The organism is Rhizobium sp. GCM10022189 (assembly GCF_042656325.1).
In the GTDB taxonomy this organism is placed as follows: domain Bacteria; phylum Pseudomonadota; class Alphaproteobacteria; order Rhizobiales; family Rhizobiaceae; genus Rhizobium.
Genome location: NZ_JBHSOR010000002.1, coordinates 318,037 through 335,409, shown reverse-complemented (window position 1 = coordinate 335,409; position 17,373 = coordinate 318,037). Strand labels below are relative to the sequence as shown.

At 62.1% G+C, this 17,373-nt stretch carries 15 protein-coding genes; 13 read left to right on the top strand and 2 right to left on the bottom strand.

Annotated elements, in window-relative coordinates:
- Together ACFPWW_RS01810 and lpxB are read left to right on the top strand one after the other, a co-directional pair.
- Positions 1–879 carry an LpxI family protein gene (locus ACFPWW_RS01810; protein ID WP_377310070.1) on the top strand — a complete coding sequence of 293 codons (879 nt, stop codon included), beginning with the start codon at positions 1–3 and terminating at the stop codon, positions 877–879.
- Positions 879–2,048, top strand: coding sequence for a lipid-A-disaccharide synthase (lpxB, locus tag ACFPWW_RS01805; protein WP_377310068.1), 1,170 nt, complete (start codon positions 879–881; stop codon positions 2,046–2,048). Before ACFPWW_RS01810 ends, lpxB begins: the two co-directional genes overlap by 1 nt.
- A gap of 78 nt (positions 2,049–2,126) precedes the next feature.
- Here the strand turns inward: lpxB and gltA are convergent, their stop codons facing one another.
- Positions 2,127–3,416: a citrate synthase gene (gene gltA / locus ACFPWW_RS01800; protein ID WP_112568050.1), complete on the bottom strand. Its 1,290-nt coding sequence runs from the start codon at positions 3,414–3,416 to the stop codon at positions 2,127–2,129.
- 290 nt (positions 3,417–3,706) lie between these two features.
- Between gltA and ACFPWW_RS01795 the strand changes: the two genes are divergently transcribed.
- The gene (locus ACFPWW_RS01795; RefSeq protein WP_377310066.1) at positions 3,707–6,133 is read left to right on the top strand and encodes a ComEC/Rec2 family competence protein; all 2,427 of its coding nucleotides are present in this window, start codon (positions 3,707–3,709) and stop codon (positions 6,131–6,133) included.
- Here the strand turns inward: ACFPWW_RS01795 and lexA are convergent.
- Entirely contained in the window at positions 6,114–6,839 is a 726-nt protein-coding gene (gene lexA, locus ACFPWW_RS01790; RefSeq protein WP_112568048.1) for a transcriptional repressor LexA, read from the bottom strand. The genes ACFPWW_RS01795 and lexA overlap by 20 nt on opposite strands.
- A 197-nt stretch (positions 6,840–7,036) precedes the next feature.
- Here lexA and ACFPWW_RS01785 point away from each other — a divergent pair, with 197 nt between their 5' ends.
- From ACFPWW_RS01785 to lpdA, 10 genes are all read left to right on the top strand, one after another.
- Positions 7,037–7,924 (top strand): VOC family protein, encoded by an 888-nt coding sequence (locus ACFPWW_RS01785; RefSeq protein ID WP_377310063.1) that lies wholly within the window; start codon positions 7,037–7,039, stop codon positions 7,922–7,924.
- Entirely contained in the window at positions 7,921–8,766 is an 846-nt protein-coding gene (gene kdsA, locus ACFPWW_RS01780; RefSeq protein WP_112568044.1) for a 3-deoxy-8-phosphooctulonate synthase, read from the top strand. Before ACFPWW_RS01785 ends, kdsA begins: the two co-directional genes overlap by 4 nt.
- Before the next feature lie 141 nt (positions 8,767–8,907).
- Positions 8,908–10,182, top strand: a complete 1,275-nt coding sequence (eno, locus tag ACFPWW_RS01775) for a phosphopyruvate hydratase (protein WP_112568042.1) — start codon at positions 8,908–8,910, stop codon at positions 10,180–10,182.
- A gap of 145 nt (positions 10,183–10,327) precedes the next feature.
- A complete protein-coding gene (locus tag ACFPWW_RS01770) occupies positions 10,328–10,648 on the top strand; it encodes an FtsB family cell division protein (RefSeq protein WP_112568040.1) in 321 nt (106 codons plus the stop codon).
- Between the two features lie 146 nt (positions 10,649–10,794).
- Positions 10,795–11,841 carry a pyruvate dehydrogenase (acetyl-transferring) E1 component subunit alpha gene (gene pdhA / locus ACFPWW_RS01765; protein ID WP_112568038.1) on the top strand — a complete coding sequence of 349 codons (1,047 nt, stop codon included), beginning with the start codon at positions 10,795–10,797 and terminating at the stop codon, positions 11,839–11,841.
- A 15-nt stretch (positions 11,842–11,856) separates the two neighbouring features.
- Positions 11,857–13,245, top strand: a complete 1,389-nt coding sequence (locus ACFPWW_RS01760; RefSeq protein WP_113413927.1) for a pyruvate dehydrogenase complex E1 component subunit beta — start codon at positions 11,857–11,859, stop codon at positions 13,243–13,245.
- A gap of 15 nt (positions 13,246–13,260) precedes the next feature.
- Positions 13,261–14,610 (top strand): pyruvate dehydrogenase complex dihydrolipoamide acetyltransferase, encoded by a 1,350-nt coding sequence (locus tag ACFPWW_RS01755; RefSeq protein ID WP_377310060.1) that lies wholly within the window; start codon positions 13,261–13,263, stop codon positions 14,608–14,610.
- 21 nt (positions 14,611–14,631) lie between these two features.
- A complete protein-coding gene (locus ACFPWW_RS01750) occupies positions 14,632–15,273 on the top strand; it encodes an SGNH/GDSL hydrolase family protein (protein ID WP_112568032.1) in 642 nt (213 codons plus the stop codon).
- 2 nt (positions 15,274–15,275) lie between these two features.
- Positions 15,276–15,854: a GNAT family N-acetyltransferase gene (locus tag ACFPWW_RS01745; protein WP_112704958.1), complete on the top strand. Its 579-nt coding sequence runs from the start codon at positions 15,276–15,278 to the stop codon at positions 15,852–15,854.
- A gap of 16 nt (positions 15,855–15,870) precedes the next feature.
- Positions 15,871–17,316 carry a dihydrolipoyl dehydrogenase gene (gene lpdA / locus ACFPWW_RS01740; protein ID WP_377310058.1) on the top strand — a complete coding sequence of 482 codons (1,446 nt, stop codon included), beginning with the start codon at positions 15,871–15,873 and terminating at the stop codon, positions 17,314–17,316.
- Positions 17,317–17,373 lie beyond the last annotated feature (57 nt).

The following is a 17,373-nucleotide window of genomic DNA, read 5'->3' as shown; positions in this document are numbered from 1 at the left end:
GTGGCTTCCGCTGGCGACACCGCTGAAGGCCGGCTGGCGATCATTGCCGGCGGCGGCCTTCTGCCCTCCTATGTCGCCGAGGCGGCGCGTTCGGCCGGCGAAAACCCCGTTATCGTGATCTTGAAGGACGAGGGCGACCGTCGCTGGGACGGTTTCGACCACGCCACGATCGGTATCGGTGATTTCGCAGCCCTGGACAGGCTCTTCAAGAAATATCGCATCGACCGCGTCGTCATGTCGGGCAGCGTGCGCCGCCGGCCGGAATGGCGCGAGGTGCGGCCGACGCTCAGGATATTGCGCAAGGTTCCCTCTGCCATTCGCACGCTCCTGTCGGGCGGGGACGACACGGTTCTGCAGATGGTCATCAAGCTGATCGAAGGCGAAGGACTGCGCGTGGTCGGCGCGCACGAGATCGCACCCGATCTTCTCGCCACCGTCGGCCCTCTCGGCGCCATTGCGCCTGGCGATGACGACCGGCGCGATATCGCCCGTGCCGGCGAGGCGGCAGACGCGCTTGGCCGTCTCGATATCGGGCAGGGTGCCGTTTCGATCGGCGGCCGTGTTGTCGCAACGGAGGGCCTGGAAGGCACCGACGGCATGCTTGAGCGTGTCGCAGCGCTCAAGGCCGCCGGCCGTATTTCGCCGCGCCGGCGCGGCGTGCTCGTCAAGCTTTGCAAGCCGCAGCAGGACATCCGCGCCGATCTGCCGGCAATTGGCGTCTCCACTGTTCTCAACGCCAAGGCCGCCGGCCTTGCGGGTGTCGCGATCGAGGCTGGCCGGTCGCTGGTGCTGGATCGAGGCGCACTCGTCAAGGCGGCCGACGAGAACGGTCTTTTTGTCTGCGGTATCGATAAGGGCCTGCCGGGATGGGGGCTTTGATGAACGACAGGCCGCTGAAGATCGCCGTCATAGCCGGCGAAGTCTCCGGCGATCTCCTGGGCGCCGATCTCATTGTCGGACTGCGGAAGCTTCATTCGGGGCCGATCGAACTTGTCGGCGTCGGCGGCGAAGGGCTGCAGGGCCAGGGACTGACATCGCTCTTCGATTTCTCCGAACTTTCCATCATGGGCATTACGCAGGTTCTGGCGAAGCTGCCGAAGCTGGTTTCCCGCATCCGGCAGACGGCCGCGGCGATCGTTGCGGCAAAACCCGACATCCTGCTCATCATCGACAGCCCGGATTTTACCCATCGCGTCGCCAAGCGCGTGCGTGCCGCGCTGCCCGATCTGCCGGTCGTCAACTATGTCTGCCCCAGCGTCTGGGCCTGGAAGGAATATCGCGCCCAGCGCATGCTCGCCTATGTCGATCATGTTCTGGCCGTCCTCCCGTTCGAACCGGAAGCGATGCAGCGCCTCAACGGCCCGCAGACCACCTATGTCGGACACCGCCTGATTGCCGATCCCGCACTTCTGGAGACCCGCCGCCGTCGTGACGGCCGACAGCCCGGCAATGGCCCGATCCTGCTTCTTCCCGGCTCGCGTTCGTCCGAGATCAGGAAGCTTCTTCCCTATTTCGAGGCTGCCGCGAATGAACTCGTCGCCCGCAACGGGCCGGTGCGCTTCATTCTGCCGACCGTCACGCACAAGGAAGCACTTGTGCGGGAGTTGACGGCGGGGTGGGCGGTCAAGCCCGACATCGTCGTCGGCGCCGAGGCCAAGTGGAACGCCTTCGCCGAGGCTGACGCAGCCATGGCGGCGTCCGGCACGGTGATCCTTGAACTGGCCCTTGCCGATGTTCCCGTCGTTTCTGCCTACAAGGTCGACTGGATCATGCGCATGCTGACCTCGGGCATCAAGACCTGGACGGGCGCATTGCCCAACCTGATCGCCGATTACGCGGTCGTGCCGGAATATCTGAACGACATCGTTCGCGGCGCAAGCCTCGCGCGCTGGATGGAAAGGCTGTCGGCCGATACCTATCAGCTCAAGGCGATGAAGGAAGGCTATGAGCTGATCTGGCAGCGCATGCGGACGGAGCGGCCGCCCGGAGAACATGCGGCCCAGATCGTGCTCGACGTTCTCGCCAACAAAAAACCCGGCCATCCCTGAACTGACCCCCGAAGTTGGTTGTCCAATTTTCGGGGGTCAGTTCATTCTGACCGGGTTTCTTTTGTCCTGTCGCAGCGCTTAGCGCTTGGAAACCGGCACGTAGTCGCGCTTCGGTTCGCCGATATAGAGCTGGCGCGGACGGCCGATGCGCTGTTCCGGATCTTCGATCATCTCGTTCCACTGTGCGATCCAGCCGACGGTGCGGGCCAGGGCGAAGAGCACGGTGAACATGGTCGTGGGGAAGCCCAGAGCCTTCAGCGTGATGCCGGAGTAGAAGTCGATGTTCGGATAGAGCTTCTTCTCGATGAAGTAGGAGTCGGTCAGGGCGATGCGCTCCAGCTCCATGGCCACTTCGAGAAGCGGATCGTCCTTGATGCCGAGTTCGCCGAGAACTTCATGCGTGGTCTTCTGCATGATCTTGGCGCGCGGATCATAGTTCTTGTAGACGCGATGACCAAAGCCCATCAGGCGGAACGGATCGTTCTTGTCCTTGGCGCGGGCGATATATTCCGGAATGCGGTCAACCGTGCCGATTTCCGTCAGCATATTGAGGGCCGCTTCGTTGGCGCCGCCGTGGGCGGGACCCCAGAGGCAGGCGATGCCGGCGGCGATGCAGGCGAACGGGTTTGCGCCCGACGAACCGGCGAGACGGACCGTCGAGGTCGAGGCGTTCTGCTCGTGGTCGGCATGCAGGATGAAGATGCGGTCCATGGCGCGCGACAGCACCGGGTTGACCACATATTCCTCGCAGGGAACGGCAAAGCACATGCGCAGGAAGTTGGACGCGTAGTCCAGATCGTTCTTCGGGTAAACGAAGGGCTGGCCGATATGGTACTTGTAGGCCATTGCGGCAAGCGTCGGCATCTTGGCGATCATGCGCAGGCTGGCGACCATGCGCTGGTGCGGATCGGTGATGTCGGTGGAGTCGTGATAGAAGGCCGAAAGCGCGCCGACGCAGCCGCACATGACGGCCATCGGGTGCGCGTCGCGACGGAAGCCGGTGAAGAAGCGGCTCATCTGCTCGTGCACCATCGTGTGATGGGTAACGCGGTAGTCGAAGTCCTTCTTCTGAGCGGCAGTCGGCAGTTCGCCGTAGAGCAGCAGGTAGCAGACTTCAAGGAAGTCGCCGTGCTCGGCCAGCTGCTCGATCGGATAGCCGCGATGCAGGAGAACGCCTTCATCACCGTCGATATAGGTGATCTTCGATTCACAGGATGCGGTTGAGGTAAACCCGGGATCGTAAGTGAAGGAGGTCGTGTTTTTATAGAGTGCACCGATATCGATGACGTCAGGTCCGACCGTGCCTTTTCGCACGGGCAGATCGACAGATTTGTCACCGATTTTGATTGTAGCGCTTTGATCCGTCATGCTGATCCTCCGGAGTGGCGGTGGCGCCGCAAAAGCGCCATAAGAGTTAAGCGTCCTCAGCGATAGCTATATGATCGGGAAGCTAATGCCAAGTTACCGTGATGCCATTTTGTGCATCGCGGCATCATCTTTTAGGCACTGCAGCGATGAGCTGGATGCATATCAGAACACCATGATTTGACTGGATTTTTCGCTTCCCTGATTTTTCCTCGTATTTCAATCGATTATTGTTTGCTCCTTTTGATCTCAGGTTGCATTCTGCCGGTCTGCGGGGGCGGGTCCAGGCGATTATGACGGGGTTGGAGACAAGACAGCGGCAGGCGAAATCCATCGATGAAAAGATGGATTTTATTGGCGTTGCCCCGCGCGCCATTGTGACGCAACCGGTCCGCACGCAAGCCGCGACACCCTTTCCATGGCGACTGGCGGCCGTTGGGAAACGGTACGTCTCCTTGTCCGTGCATATGGCGGCCGAGGAGGCCGGTCACGGCCGCCTCATCCTCTTCTCGCCGGTCTTCCTGGGGGCGGGTGCCGCCACCTGGTTTCTGACAGGCTCGGACTTTCCGGCCGTCTCGCTCGGTCTCTGCCTGCTTGTCCTCCTTGTCGCCGTCACGGTCTGCGGCCATGGCCGGCCGAAATTGCGGGCGACACTGCTTGGCCTGCTTCTCTTTGCCGGCGGCATGCTTTCGGCACAGGTCGAAACCTGGCGGGCAAGGACCCTGATCCTCGATTCAGCCGTCACGACGACCGTGACCGGCCGCATCGAGCGCCGGGAAGGCGATGGCGAGGGACGCTGGCGTTATATTCTCAAGGTCAACGGCACAAGCGCACCCGAGATCAGGCGTCCGCCCGAACGCGTCTCCGTGCTGGCGCGTGGCGCGGCCCGCCCCTTCGAACTCGGCGACATCATCGAGGGCAGGGCGCGGCTGACGCCTCCGGCGGGGCCGGCGCTCCCCCATCTCAACGATTTCGCCTTCAGCGCCTATTTCGACCGCATCGGCGCCAACGGCTTCTTCTATGGGGCGCCGAAAAAGGTGGCGGAACAGTCGGAGCAGGCAGGCTCGCTCGATGAGGCCGTCCTGGAGTGGCTCTATCGCCTGAGAAGCGGCATCGGCGATCGGATCCGCTCCGCCCTGCCCGGCGACACCGGGGCCTTTGCCGCCTCCCTTGTCACCGACGAGAGACGCGCGATCTCGGATGAAACGACGGAAGCCTTGCGGCAATCCGGCCTTGCCCACATTATCGCAATCTCCGGCCTCAATATGGCGCTCTCCGCCGGCATCTTCTTCGTCGGCCTGCGTGTCGTCCTCAGCCTGTTTCCCGGTATTGCCCAGGCGTGGCCGACCAAGAAGATCGCGGCCGCCGGCGCGCTCGCTGCGGTAACCGCCTACTATCTGATCTCGGGTTTTGCCGTCTCCGCCGAACGCGCCTTCATCATGATGGCGATCATGCTGGTCGCCGTCTTCTTCGACCGGCCATCGATCAGCCTTAGAAACGTGGCGCTGTCCGCTCTCGTGATCCTCGCTGTCTCGCCATCGGAAGTGCTGGGGCCAAGCTTCCAGATGTCCTTTGCCGCCACGCTCGCACTTGTCGCCGGCTACGATCTCTGGAAGCGGCGGCCGATGCGTGAGAACGCTCTTGCCAGGCTGCCGATCATGAAGCCGATCTCCATGGTTGGCAGTTTCTTCGGCGGCGTTTTCCTGACGTCGCTGATCGGCGGCTTCTCGACGGCACTGTTTTCGATCGAGCATTTCCACCGCCTGACGGCCTATGGCCTGCCGGCAAATCTTGCGGCCATGCCGGTCATTTCCTTCATCGTCATGCCGGCGGGCATGCTGGCAATGCTGCTGATGCCCTTCGGCCTGGACGGCTGGCTGTGGCAGGTGGCAGGCTTCGGGCTCGATCTGGTGATCACGATCGCCAAGGCGATCGCGGGGTGGGGCGGCAATATAGATATCGGCCGCTTGCCCGGCTGGTATTTCCCGACAGCCGTCTCCGGCTTTCTGCTGCTGACGCTGCTCAGAACGGGGCTGCGGCACATGGGAACGGCAATTGTCGCGGTCTCCACGCTTGCTGTGGCCGTTCTCCCGTCCGGTGCGGCGCCCGATATCGCCATCTCAGAGGATGGCGGGCTTGTTGCCATAGTCGATGGAGAGGCGATGGCTTCAAACCGTGAGAAGCCGCCCGCCTTCATCTTCGAACAATGGCAGCGGGCGCTTGCCCTCGAAGAGCACCGCAAGCCGGTAATGCTCCAAGCCGCCAAGGCGCCCGCCGCGCCTGACGGCAAACGGTTGCAGCTTTCGCCGGATCAGCAGGATGAAGCCAGAGAGGCGATGAGACAGGCGGCCGACACCGGCCCTCCCTCGCGTTTCTCCTGCCTGAAGGGCGCCTGGTGCAGCGTCGCGCTCGCCAACGGAAAGAGGCTGACCGTCATCGACAATGCCGCCTATCTCGGGCCGGCCTGCGATACGGCCGATATTGTCGTGACCCCCGTCCGGCTGCGCGTCGACCGCTGCCGCTCCGGCGCGCTGCTCTTGACCGGCGAAACGTTGCGCAGGACAGGTTCCGTCGAACTTCGGTTCACTGCCAACGGAGTTGAGGCCACCACCACATTCGACACGTTGCAGCGCCCCTGGATGCGTCACCGCGCCTATGACTGGCGAAGCAATGCATTCGCGGACGCCGGCCTGTCACCGGTCAGTGATAGCGGCGAATGAGGCCGACGAGCTTGCCCTGAACCTTGACGCGATCCGGCGGGAAAATGCGGGTCTCGTAGGCGGGGTTTGCAGCCTCGAGCGCAATCGATGCGCCCTTGCGGCGGAAGCGCTTGAGCGTCGCTTCCTCGTCGTCGACGAGTGCAACGACGATATCGCCGGGATTGGCCGTGCTGCCATTGCGGATGATGACCGTGTCGCCATCGAAAATGCCGGCTTCGATCATCGAATCGCCGCGAACTTCCAGCGCATAATGTTCGCCGGAGCCAAGCATATCGGTCGGAACCGTGATGTCATGCGTATTGTTCTGGATCGCCGAGATCGGCACGCCGGCGGCGATGCGCCCCATGACGGGAACGGAGACCGAATTGCCGTTATCGGCGGCAGGTGCCGGCTTGGCCGAGGCGGGAGGCGCCACAGGCTGCGGCTTGCCGAGACTGCCCTCGATGACGCTCGGCGAAAAGCCGCGCCGGGGTTGCAGGCTCGGGCTGTAGGCTTCCGGCAGTTTGATGACTTCGAGCGCCCGCGCCCGGTTCGGAAGCCGGCGAATGAAGCCGCGTTCCTCGAGTGCCGTGATCAGCCGGTGAATACCGGATTTCGAGGCCAGATCCAGGGCGTCCTTCATCTCGTCGAAAGACGGCGGAACGCCTGACTCCTTCATCCTTTCGTGAATGAAAAGAAGGAGTTCCTGTTGTTTGCGCGTGAGCATGGCGTGTAACCCCAGTCTTGAAACAAATCCAGAACGGACACTATATGTTCCATATGTGTTCCGCAAGTGGCTAAATTTTCGTAAAACTTCTGTTCATTCTGTCGAGAATTTTATTTTTCGCGGCCCTTGCGCCTTCGCACCCTTGCCTCGCAAGGCCTGCTGAAGCACATCTCCTTGTCATTGCTGGAGGGAACCCGATGCGCAAAGACAGGCTTCCGATCGATCATCTCGTCTTGCCGGTGACGGATATCGACCTTGCCCGCGAAAGGCTGGACAAGCTGGGTTTCACGGTCGCGCCCGATGCCCGCCATCCCTTCGGCACGGAAAATGCCTGCGTGTTCTTTGCCGACAAAACCTATCTCGAGCCTTTGGGCGTCGCGAGCGTTGCAGAGAGCGAGCAGGCGGCGCGTCGCGGCAACGTCTTTGCCGCCCGTGACCAGGCATTCCGCTTCCGTTGCGGCGACGAGGGCCTTTCCGCGATTGCCTTCGCCACCGGCGATGCAAGGCGAGAACATGCCCGATTCGTCGAGGCCGGCATCAGCGCCGGTTCCCTGCTGCAGTTCGAGCGTCCGGTGAAAATGCCAGATGGCGCAGAAAGTGTTGCCGGCTTCCGGCTCGCCTTCGCCGCCGATCTCCGGGCGCCGGATTTCCTCCTCTTTGCCGTCGAGCGCGTGAACCCGTTGCCCGCCGATCGCGCCGTACTGGAGACGCATGCCAATGGTGTCACGGGTATTGCCGAAATTGCCCTGGCTGCGCCGGAGCCGAAGGCCTTCGGTGTTTTCGTCCGATCGGTTGCAAGGGTCGTGTCAGCTGACGACACGGGCTTCGGGCTGCAGATTGCCACCGCCAATGCGAAGATCAGCCTGATGACACCTGAAGGACTGGAGGCCTATTACGATCTGGTGACGCCCGATACCGATCGCGGCCTGCGTGGACGGGCAATCCTCTTTGCCGTCGGCGATCTGGCCGTGACAGAAGCGCATTTGGCTGCTAACGGGGTCACATACACACGCAAGGCCAACCGAATTCTGGTGAAGCCGGCGCCCGGGCAGGGCACGCTCTTCGCCTTCGAGGAAAGATCATGAGCACCAATACGAACTCCGTGGTGACGGTCGGCGAGGGCGCCGGCAAGGTTACTTTTTCCAATACCGGACGCCTGTCGCTGATTGCCGGCGCTTGCGAACTGGAAAGCCGCGACCACGCGTTCATGGTTGCCGGCACCTTGAAGGAACTCTGCGCCAAGCTCGGCATCGGGCTCGTCTACAAGACGTCCTTCGACAAGGCGAACCGTTCCTCGCTGTCGAGCAAGCGCGGTGTGGGCCTTGAGAAGGGGCTGGAGGTCTTCGCCGACCTGAAAAAAGAGCTCGGCATTCCGGTTCTGACGGACATCCATACGGAAGAACAATGCGCCGAGGTGGCCAAGGTCGTCGATGTCCTTCAGATACCGGCTTTCCTGTCCCGCCAGACGGATCTTCTGGTGGCCGCGGCAAGGACCGGCCGCGTCATCAACGTCAAGAAAGGCCAGTTCCTGGCCCCCTGGGACATGAAGAACGTGCTCGGCAAGCTGAACCAGAGCGGCAATCCGAACGTTCTTCTGTGCGAGCGCGGCGCCTCCTTCGGCTACAACACGCTGGTTTCCGACATGCGCTCGCTGCCGATCATGGCGGCAACCGGCGCGCCTGTCATCTTCGATGCCACACATTCGGTCCAGCAGCCCGGCGGGCAGGGGGAAACCTCGGGCGGCGAGCGGCAGTTCGTCGAGACGCTGGCGCGCGCAGCCGTTGCCGTCGGCGTTGCCGGCGTCTTTATCGAGACCCATCAGGATCCCGACAACGCGCCCTGCGACGGCCCGAACATGGTCTATCTCAAGGATATGCCGCGGCTTCTGGAAAAGCTGCTCGCTTTGGACGCGGTCGCCAAGGGCTGACAGTCAAAAGCCTGACATGATCGTGTTATAGCGACGGTCAGACATGCAGGACGAAGGTGTCGCAAAGTGCCATTGTAATTTGCGCACCTTCGATTAAGACGGTTTCAAACGATTTATCCACCCACCGAGCAGGAAAAAACCATGACTGCAATTACCGATATCATCGCCCGCGAGATTCTCGATAGCCGTGGCAATCCCACCGTCGAAGTCGATGTCTATCTCGAAGACGGCAGCATGGGCCGCGCGGCTGTTCCCTCGGGTGCTTCGACCGGCGCGCATGAAGCCGTCGAAGTGCGCGATGGCGGCAAGCGCTATCTCGGCAAGGGTGTCGAAAAGGCTGTCGAAGCCGCCAATACGGAAATCTTCGACGCGATCGGCGGCATCGATGCCGAAAACCAGATCCAGATCGACCAGATCATGATCGAACTCGACGGCACGCCGAACAAGTCGCGCCTCGGCGCCAATGCCATCCTCGGCGTTTCGCTCGCCGTTGCCAAGGCTGCCGCCCAGGCTGCCGGCCTGCCGCTCTATCGCTACGTCGGCGGCGCTTCCGCAAGCGTGCTGCCGGTTCCGATGATGAACATCATCAACGGCGGCGCCCATGCCGACAACCCGATCGATTTTCAGGAATTCATGATCCTGCCGGTCGGCGCGGATTCGATCCGCGAAGCCGTCCGCATGGGTTCGGAAGTCTTCCATACGCTGAAGAAGGAACTGGCTGCCCAGGGCCACAACACCAATGTCGGCGACGAAGGCGGTTTCGCACCCGGCCTGAAAAGCGCTCCGGAAGCTCTCGACTTCATCATGAAGTCGGTCGAGAAAGCCGGCTACAAGCCGGGCGAGGACATCTATCTCGGCCTCGACTGCGCCTCGACGGAATTCTTCAAGGACGGCAAATATGTGCTGGAAGGCGAAGGCCGCACGCTGGAATCGGGCGCAATGGCCGAATACCTTGCCGAACTCGTCGCCAAGTATCCGATCATCTCCATCGAAGACGGCATGGCTGAAGACGATTGGGAAGGCTGGAAGACGCTGACGGACCTCGCCGGCAAGAAGTGCCAGCTCGTCGGCGACGACCTGTTCGTCACCAACTCGGCCCGCCTGCGCGACGGCATCCGCATGGGTGTTGCCAACTCGATCCTCGTCAAGGTCAACCAGATCGGCTCGCTGACGGAAACGCTCGACGCCGTCAACACCGCGCACAAGGCTGCCTACACCGCCGTCATGTCGCACCGCTCCGGCGAAACCGAAGATTCCACCATCGCCGATCTCGCGGTTGCCACCAACTGCGGCCAGATCAAGACCGGCTCGCTGTCCCGCTCGGATCGCCTTGCCAAGTACAACCAGCTGATCCGCATCGAAGAAGGCCTCGGCCCGCAGGCTCAGTATGCCGGCCGCTCCATCATTCGCGGCTAATACGATCTTATAAATCAGGCATTTGGAACCCGCGCTCCGGCGCGGGTTTTTTGTTGGCTCCGTTCGCGAGGCATGCAGAGTCAACGAACGGTTAATCTCTGCGCGCTAGATTGAAATGATTGGTAATGCGTCAGAGCATGCGTGTATGTGGACAAAGCATCATAAGAAGAGAAAGACCGGTCGCTTCGTCATTCCGGCCATGACGGTCGCCTTCCTCTCCTATTTCGGCTATCATTGTATCCATGGTGATTACGGTCTGCGTGCGACGGAGGCGTTCGAGCGCCAGCGGATCGCGCGCGAGAAGGAGCTGGCCGTGCTGAAGGCCAAGCGCGAGCATCTGGAGGCGCAGGTGGCGCTGCTCAGCGACGGCTCGCTGGACAAGGACATGCTCGACGAAAAAGCGCGGTATCAGCTCAACATGTCGCGCGCGGACGAGATTGTGATTTTCAACCACTACCGCAATTAACTGAATTTAGGTTAATCTAAAATTTCGCTTGTTTATCAATAATTTACTGGCGAATATGAGCCATGCAATTATGGCATTGCTGTGGTCATTTTTCTTCCCTATGGTACGCGCCACCTGAGAACCGATAAACCCATAGGGAGGGTTGAATGGCGTTGCGCAAAACCGCGACCGTTTCCAGCCGCAAAACCAGTGCGAAATCCACAGCCAAGGCATCGAACGGCGGCCCCATCGCCGATTTCGATCGCGACGAGGAGCTGAAGGCCTATCGCGAAATGCTGCTCATCCGCCGTTTCGAGGAGAAGGCGGGCCAGCTGTACGGCATGGGCTTCATCGGTGGTTTCTGTCACCTCTACATCGGCCAGGAAGCTGTCGTCGTCGGCATGCAGATGGCGCAAAAGGAAGGCGATCAGGTCATCACCGCCTATCGCGACCACGGTCATATGCTGGCCACGGGCATGGAAGCGCGCGGCGTCATGGCCGAGCTGACCGGCCGCCGCAGCGGTTATTCGCGCGGCAAGGGCGGCTCCATGCACATGTTCTCCAAGGAGAAGCATTTCTACGGCGGTCACGGCATCGTCGGTGCGCAGGTTTCGCTCGGCACCGGTCTTGCCTTCGCCAACCGCTATCGCGGCAATGACTCGGTTGCCGTTGCCTATTTCGGCGATGGCGCTGCCAACCAGGGCCAGGTCTACGAGAGCTTCAACATGGCTGCTCTCTGGAAGCTGCCGATCGTCTATATCGTTGAAAACAACCGCTACGCTATGGGCACCTCGACCGCCCGCGCCACCGCCCAGTCGAACTATTCGCTGCGCGGCTCCGGCTTCGGCATTCCCGGCATGCAGGTCGACGGCATGGACGTGCGCGCCGTCAAGGCGGCCGCCGACGAGGCGCTTGAGCATTGCCGTTCCGGCAAGGGGCCGATCATCCTGGAAATGCTGACCTATCGCTATCGCGGCCACTCCATGTCCGACCCGGCGAAGTACCGCACCAAGGAAGAAGTGCAGAAGATGCGCTCCGAGCAGGACCCGATCGAGCAGGTCCGCATGCGCGTGATGGAAAAGGGCTGGGCGACCGAAGACGATCTCAAGGCGATCGACAAGGAAGTCCGCGATATTGTCGCAGACAGCGCCGATTTCGCCCAGGCCGATCCGGAGCCGGATGCATCCGAGCTCTACACCGACATTCTGCTCTAATCGGGGAGGGAACCCATGCCTATCGATATCCTCATGCCCGCCCTTTCTCCGACGATGGAAGAAGGCACGCTGTCCAAATGGCTCAAGAAGGAAGGCGACAAGGTCACGTCCGGTGACGTGATTGCCGAAATCGAAACCGACAAGGCGACGATGGAAGTCGAAGCCGTCGATGAAGGCGTCATCGGCAAGCTCCTGGTTCCGGCCGGCACCGAGAACGTCAAGGTCAACGCCAAGATCGCCGTCCTGCTGCAGGAAGGCGAATCCGCCGATGCGATTTCCGCCGCTCCGGCCGCCGCTCAGCCGGCCCCGGTTGCCGCGGCTCCCGTTGCGCAGGAGGTAAAGCCTGCGGCAGCTTCTGCCCCGGTCCCGGCCGAGCCCAAGGCTTTCGTGCCGAACGATCCGGAAATCCCGGCCGGCACCGAAATGGTGTCGATGACGGTTCGTGAAGCGCTTCGCGATGCCATGGCCGAAGAAATGCGCGCTGACGACAGCGTCTTCGTCATGGGTGAAGAAGTCGCCGAATATCAGGGCGCCTATAAGGTCACGCAGGGCCTGCTGCAGGAATTCGGCGCTCGCCGCGTCATCGATACGCCGATCACCGAGCACGGCTTTGCCGGCGTCGGCGTCGGTGCGGCTATGGCCGGCCTGAAGCCGATCGTCGAGTTCATGACCTTCAACTTCGCCATGCAGGCGATCGACCAGATCATCAACTCCGCTGCCAAGACGCTCTATATGTCCGGCGGCCAGATGGGCGCTCCGATCGTCTTCCGCGGTCCGAATGGTGCGGCTGCCCGCGTTGCCGCCCAGCACAGCCAGGATTACGCGGCCTGGTACAGCCATGTTCCCGGCCTCAAGGTCGTCATGCCCTACACGGCATCCGACGCAAAGGGCCTGCTCAAGGCTGCCATTCGCGATCCGAACCCGGTCGTCTTCCTTGAGAACGAAATTCTCTACGGCCAGCATTTCGACGTTCCGAAGCTCGACAATTTCGTCCTGCCGATCGGCAAGGCCCGTATCCACCGTCCGGGCAAGGATGTCACGGTCGTCTCCTTCGGCATCGGCATGACCTATGCGACGAAGGCGGTCGCCGAACTCGAAAAGATCGGCATCGATGTCGAACTGATCGACCTTCGCACCATCCGCCCGATGGATCTTCCGACGGTCATCGAATCCGTCAAGAAGACCGGCCGTCTCGTCACGGTCGAGGAAGGTTATCCGCAGTCGTCCGTCGGCACGGAAATCGCCACGCGCGTCATGCAGCAGGCCTTCGATTACCTCGATGCGCCGATCCTGACGATCGCCGGCAAGGACGTTCCGATGCCTTACGCCGCAAACCTCGAGAAGCTTGCGCTTCCGAATGTCGGCGAAGTGGTCGATGCGGTGAAAGCCGTTTGCTACAAATAAGGGGAGGGCCTTTCGATGCCGATCAATATCACGATGCCCGCCCTCTCCCCGACCATGGAAGAAGGCAATCTGGCCAAGTGGCTGGTCAAGGAAGGCGATAAAGTCAAGTCCGGCGATGTGATCGCCGAGATCGAGACCGACAAGGCTACGATGGAAGTCGAAGCCGTGGATGAAGGCACGGTTGCCAAGCTCGTCGTTCCGGCCGGCACTGAAGGCGTCAAGGTCAATGCCCTGATCGCCGTTCTTGCCGCCGATGGCGAGGATGTCGCCGCCGCCGCAAGCGGCGCCGGCTCTGCCGCTCCGGCTCCGAAGGCTGCTGCTCCGGCCGAGGCACCGAAGGCCGAGGCCGCACCTGCCCCGGCACGGTCGGCTCCGGCCGCCGCACCCGCGCCGGCTGCCGCTTCCTCGAGCGGCGCTCGCCCGTTCTCCTCGCCGCTTGCCCGTCGTCTTGCCAAGGAAGCCGGGATCGATCTTTCCGCCGTTGCCGGCACCGGTCCGCATGGCCGCGTCGTCAAGAGCGATATCGAAGCGGCTGTTGCCGGCGGTGGCGCCAAGGCCGCTCCGGCCGCTGCTGCGGCTGCCCCGCAGGCGGCTGCACCGGCTCCGGCCGCTGCCGCTCCGAAGGGCGCTTCGGACGAAGCCGTGCTCAAACTCTTCGAACAGGGCTCCTACGAACTCGTGCCGCATGACGGCATGCGCAAGACGATCGCCCGCCGCCTCGTCGAATCCAAGCAGACCGTTCCGCATTTCTATGTCTCGGTCGATTGCGAACTCGATGCGCTGATGGCGCTGCGCGCCCAGCTGAACGACGCCGCTCCGCGCAAGGACGGCGCTCCGGCCTACAAGCTTTCGGTCAACGACATGGTCATCAAGGCCATGGCTCTCGCCCTGCGCGATGTTCCGGATGCCAATGTCTCCTGGACCGAAAACGCCATGGTCAAGCACAAGCATGCCGATGTCGGCGTCGCTGTGTCGATCCCCGGCGGCCTGATCACCCCGATCGTGCGCAAGGCCGAGGAAAAGACGCTTTCCATCATCTCCAACGAGATGCGCGATCTCGGCAAGCGTGCGAAGGACCGCAAGCTGAAGCCCGAGGAATATCAGGGCGGCACGACCTCGGTTTCCAACATGGGCATGATGGGCGTGAAGAACTTCGCAGCCGTCATCAACCCGCCGCATGCGACCATCCTCGCAGTCGGCGCCGGCGAACAGCGCGTCATCGTCAAGAATGGCGAAATGGCGATTGCAACGGTCATGACCGTCACGCTCTCGACCGACCATCGCTGCGTCGACGGCGCTCTTGGTGCCGAGCTGCTGCAGGCATTCAAGGGCTATATCGAAAATCCGATGGGCATGCTGGTCTAAGCAGGACGCGGGAGGGCGGACATGACGAAGACTGTTCTTTGCTATGGTGACTCGCTGACCTGGGGCTATGACGCCGATACGATCGGCCGTCATGCCTACGAGACCCGCTGGCCGAGCGTGCTTCAGGCAACGCTCGGAAGCGAGGCTCGCGTCATCGCGGAAGGCCTGAACGGCCGCACCACCGCCTTCGACGACCATCTTGCCGATTGCGACCGCAACGGCGCACGCATCCTGCCGACCATCCTGCAGACGCATGCGCCGCTCGATCTCGTCATCCTGCTGCTCGGCACCAACGACATGAAGCCGGTCGTCGCCGGCTCCGCCTTTGCCGCCTGCCAGGGTATCGGCCGTCTCGTGCGGCTGATCCGCAACCATTCCTGGCCCTTCGAATTCGACGGGCCGGAAATCCTGATCGTGGCACCGCCGGCAATCTGCGAGACGGGCAACGTGCCCTTCGCCGCATCCTTCCCCGGCGGCGTCGAGGAATCGGCAAAGCTTCCCACGCTCTACCGTGACCTTGCCGATGAACTCGGCTGCGGCTTCTTCGATGGTAATTCCGTCGCCAGGACCACGCCGCTCGACGGCATTCACCTCGATGCGGAAAATACGCGTGCGCTCGGTCGGGGCCTTGAGCCCATCGTGCGGATGATGCTGGGCCTTTGACGGTGACTGCCTTTCTCGCTCTCCGGCGGGCCTCCCGCCGGGATGCCTCGGAACTGGCGATCCTGGCTGACATTGCCTCGCACGGCTTTGCCTCATGGCTCTGGTTTGCCGATGTCGCAAGCGGCATGAGCGACACGCCGCTGGAGCGGGGCCGGCTGAAGATGAGCGACGAGGCGCTGGGCGGCTGGAAGAATGCCGTCATTGCCGAGGCCTATGACGAGATCGCCGGAATGGCGATCGGTTATGAAGTGGATGAAGGCATACGCGATCTCGAAGCGCGGCATCCGGCCATAGAGCCGATGCTGGCCATGCAGAGATCGGTGATCGGACACTGGTTCATTGGCAGCCTTGCGGTCTATCGCCATATGCGCGGGATCGGTATCGGCAGGAGGCTGCTGGAAGACCAGATCGAAAGGGCCGCCGGGCGACCGGTCAGCCTGATCACGTCGGACAGTAATGAAGCGGCTCTGTCGCTTTACAAAAGAAACGGATTTTCGGAAGCGGCGCGCATGGATGCCGTGCCGCTCTTCGACAACAGCAAGAAGCACGCATGGGTTCTGATGACCCGCGCGGGAGCGTAACAAAGGCAGGAAAGCAATGGCTCAATCCTACGACGTCATCGTCATCGGTTCCGGTCCCGGCGGTTATATCGCCGCCATCCGCGCCGCGCAGCTCGGCCTCAAGGTCGCCTGCGTCGAGCGCGAACATCTGGCCGGCATCTGCTCCAACTGGGGCTGCATCCCGACCAAGGCGCTGCTGCGCTCGGCGGACGTCCTGCATACGGCACAGCACGGCAAGGATTACGGCCTGACGCTGGAAGGCACGATCAAACCCGATATCAAGGCGATCGTCGCCCGTTCGCGCGGCATCGCGCACCGCATGAACAATGGCGTCGGCTTCCTGTTCAAGAAGAACAAGGTCGATGTCATCTGGGGTGAAGCGAGGATCACCAAACCCGGCGAGATCGTCGTTTCCAAGACGACGAAGAAGCCGATGGAGCCGATGGGTCCGGTGCCGAAGAATGCATTGGGTGAGGGCACCTACAATGCCAAGCACATCATCGTCGCGACCGGCGCCCGTCCGCGCGCGCTGCCGGGCATCGAGCCCGACGGCAAGCTGATCTGGACCTATTTCGAGGCGATGAAGGCGGATGAACTGCCGAAGTCCCTTCTCGTCATGGGCTCGGGCGCCATCGGCATCGAATTCGCAAGCTTCTACCGCACCCTGGGCGTCGACGTCACCGTCGTCGAAATCATGAGCCAGGTAATGCCGGTCGAGGATGCGGAAATTTCCGCGCTCGCCAAGAAGCAGTTCGAACGCCAGGGCATGAAGATCCATCTGGAAGCCAAGGTCGCCAAGGTGGAGAAGGGCGCGAACTCGATCACCGCCACGATCGAGAAGAAGGATGGCACGACCGAGACGATCACCGCAGACCGCATGATCTCCGCCGTCGGCGTGCAGGCCAATGTCGAAGGCATCGGCCTTGAGGCTGTCGGCGTGAAGACCGATCGCGGTTTCATCGCCATCGACGGTTACGGCAAGACCAACGTGCCCGGCATCTATGCGATCGGCGACGTCGCCGGCCCGCCGCTTCTCGCGCACAAGGCCGAGCATGAGGCTGTCGTCTGCGTCGAAAAGATCGCCGGCCTGCCGAACGTTCATCCGATGGACAAGCTGAAGATCCCGGGCTGCACCTATTGCAACCCGCAGGTCGCCTCCGTCGGTCTCACCGAAGCCAAGGCCAAGGAGCAGGGCCGCGATATCCGCGTCGGCCGCTTCCCCTTCAGCGCCAACGGCAAGGCCGTCGCCCTCGGCGAGGACCAGGGTCTGGTCAAGACGATCTTCGACAAGAAGACCGGCGAACTGCTGGGCGCCCACATGGTCGGCGCCGAAGTTACCGAACTTATCCAGGGCTTCGTCGTCGCCATGAACCTGGAGACGACCGAAGAGGAGCTGATGCACACGATCTTCCCGCATCCGACCATCTCGGAAACGATGAAGGAAAGCGTGCTCGATGCTTACGGCCGCGTTCTGAACGCTTGATAATTTCCCGGTCCGCCCTCTATCCGGGCGTGGCGTAACGCCATCGCCCGGAGTGAA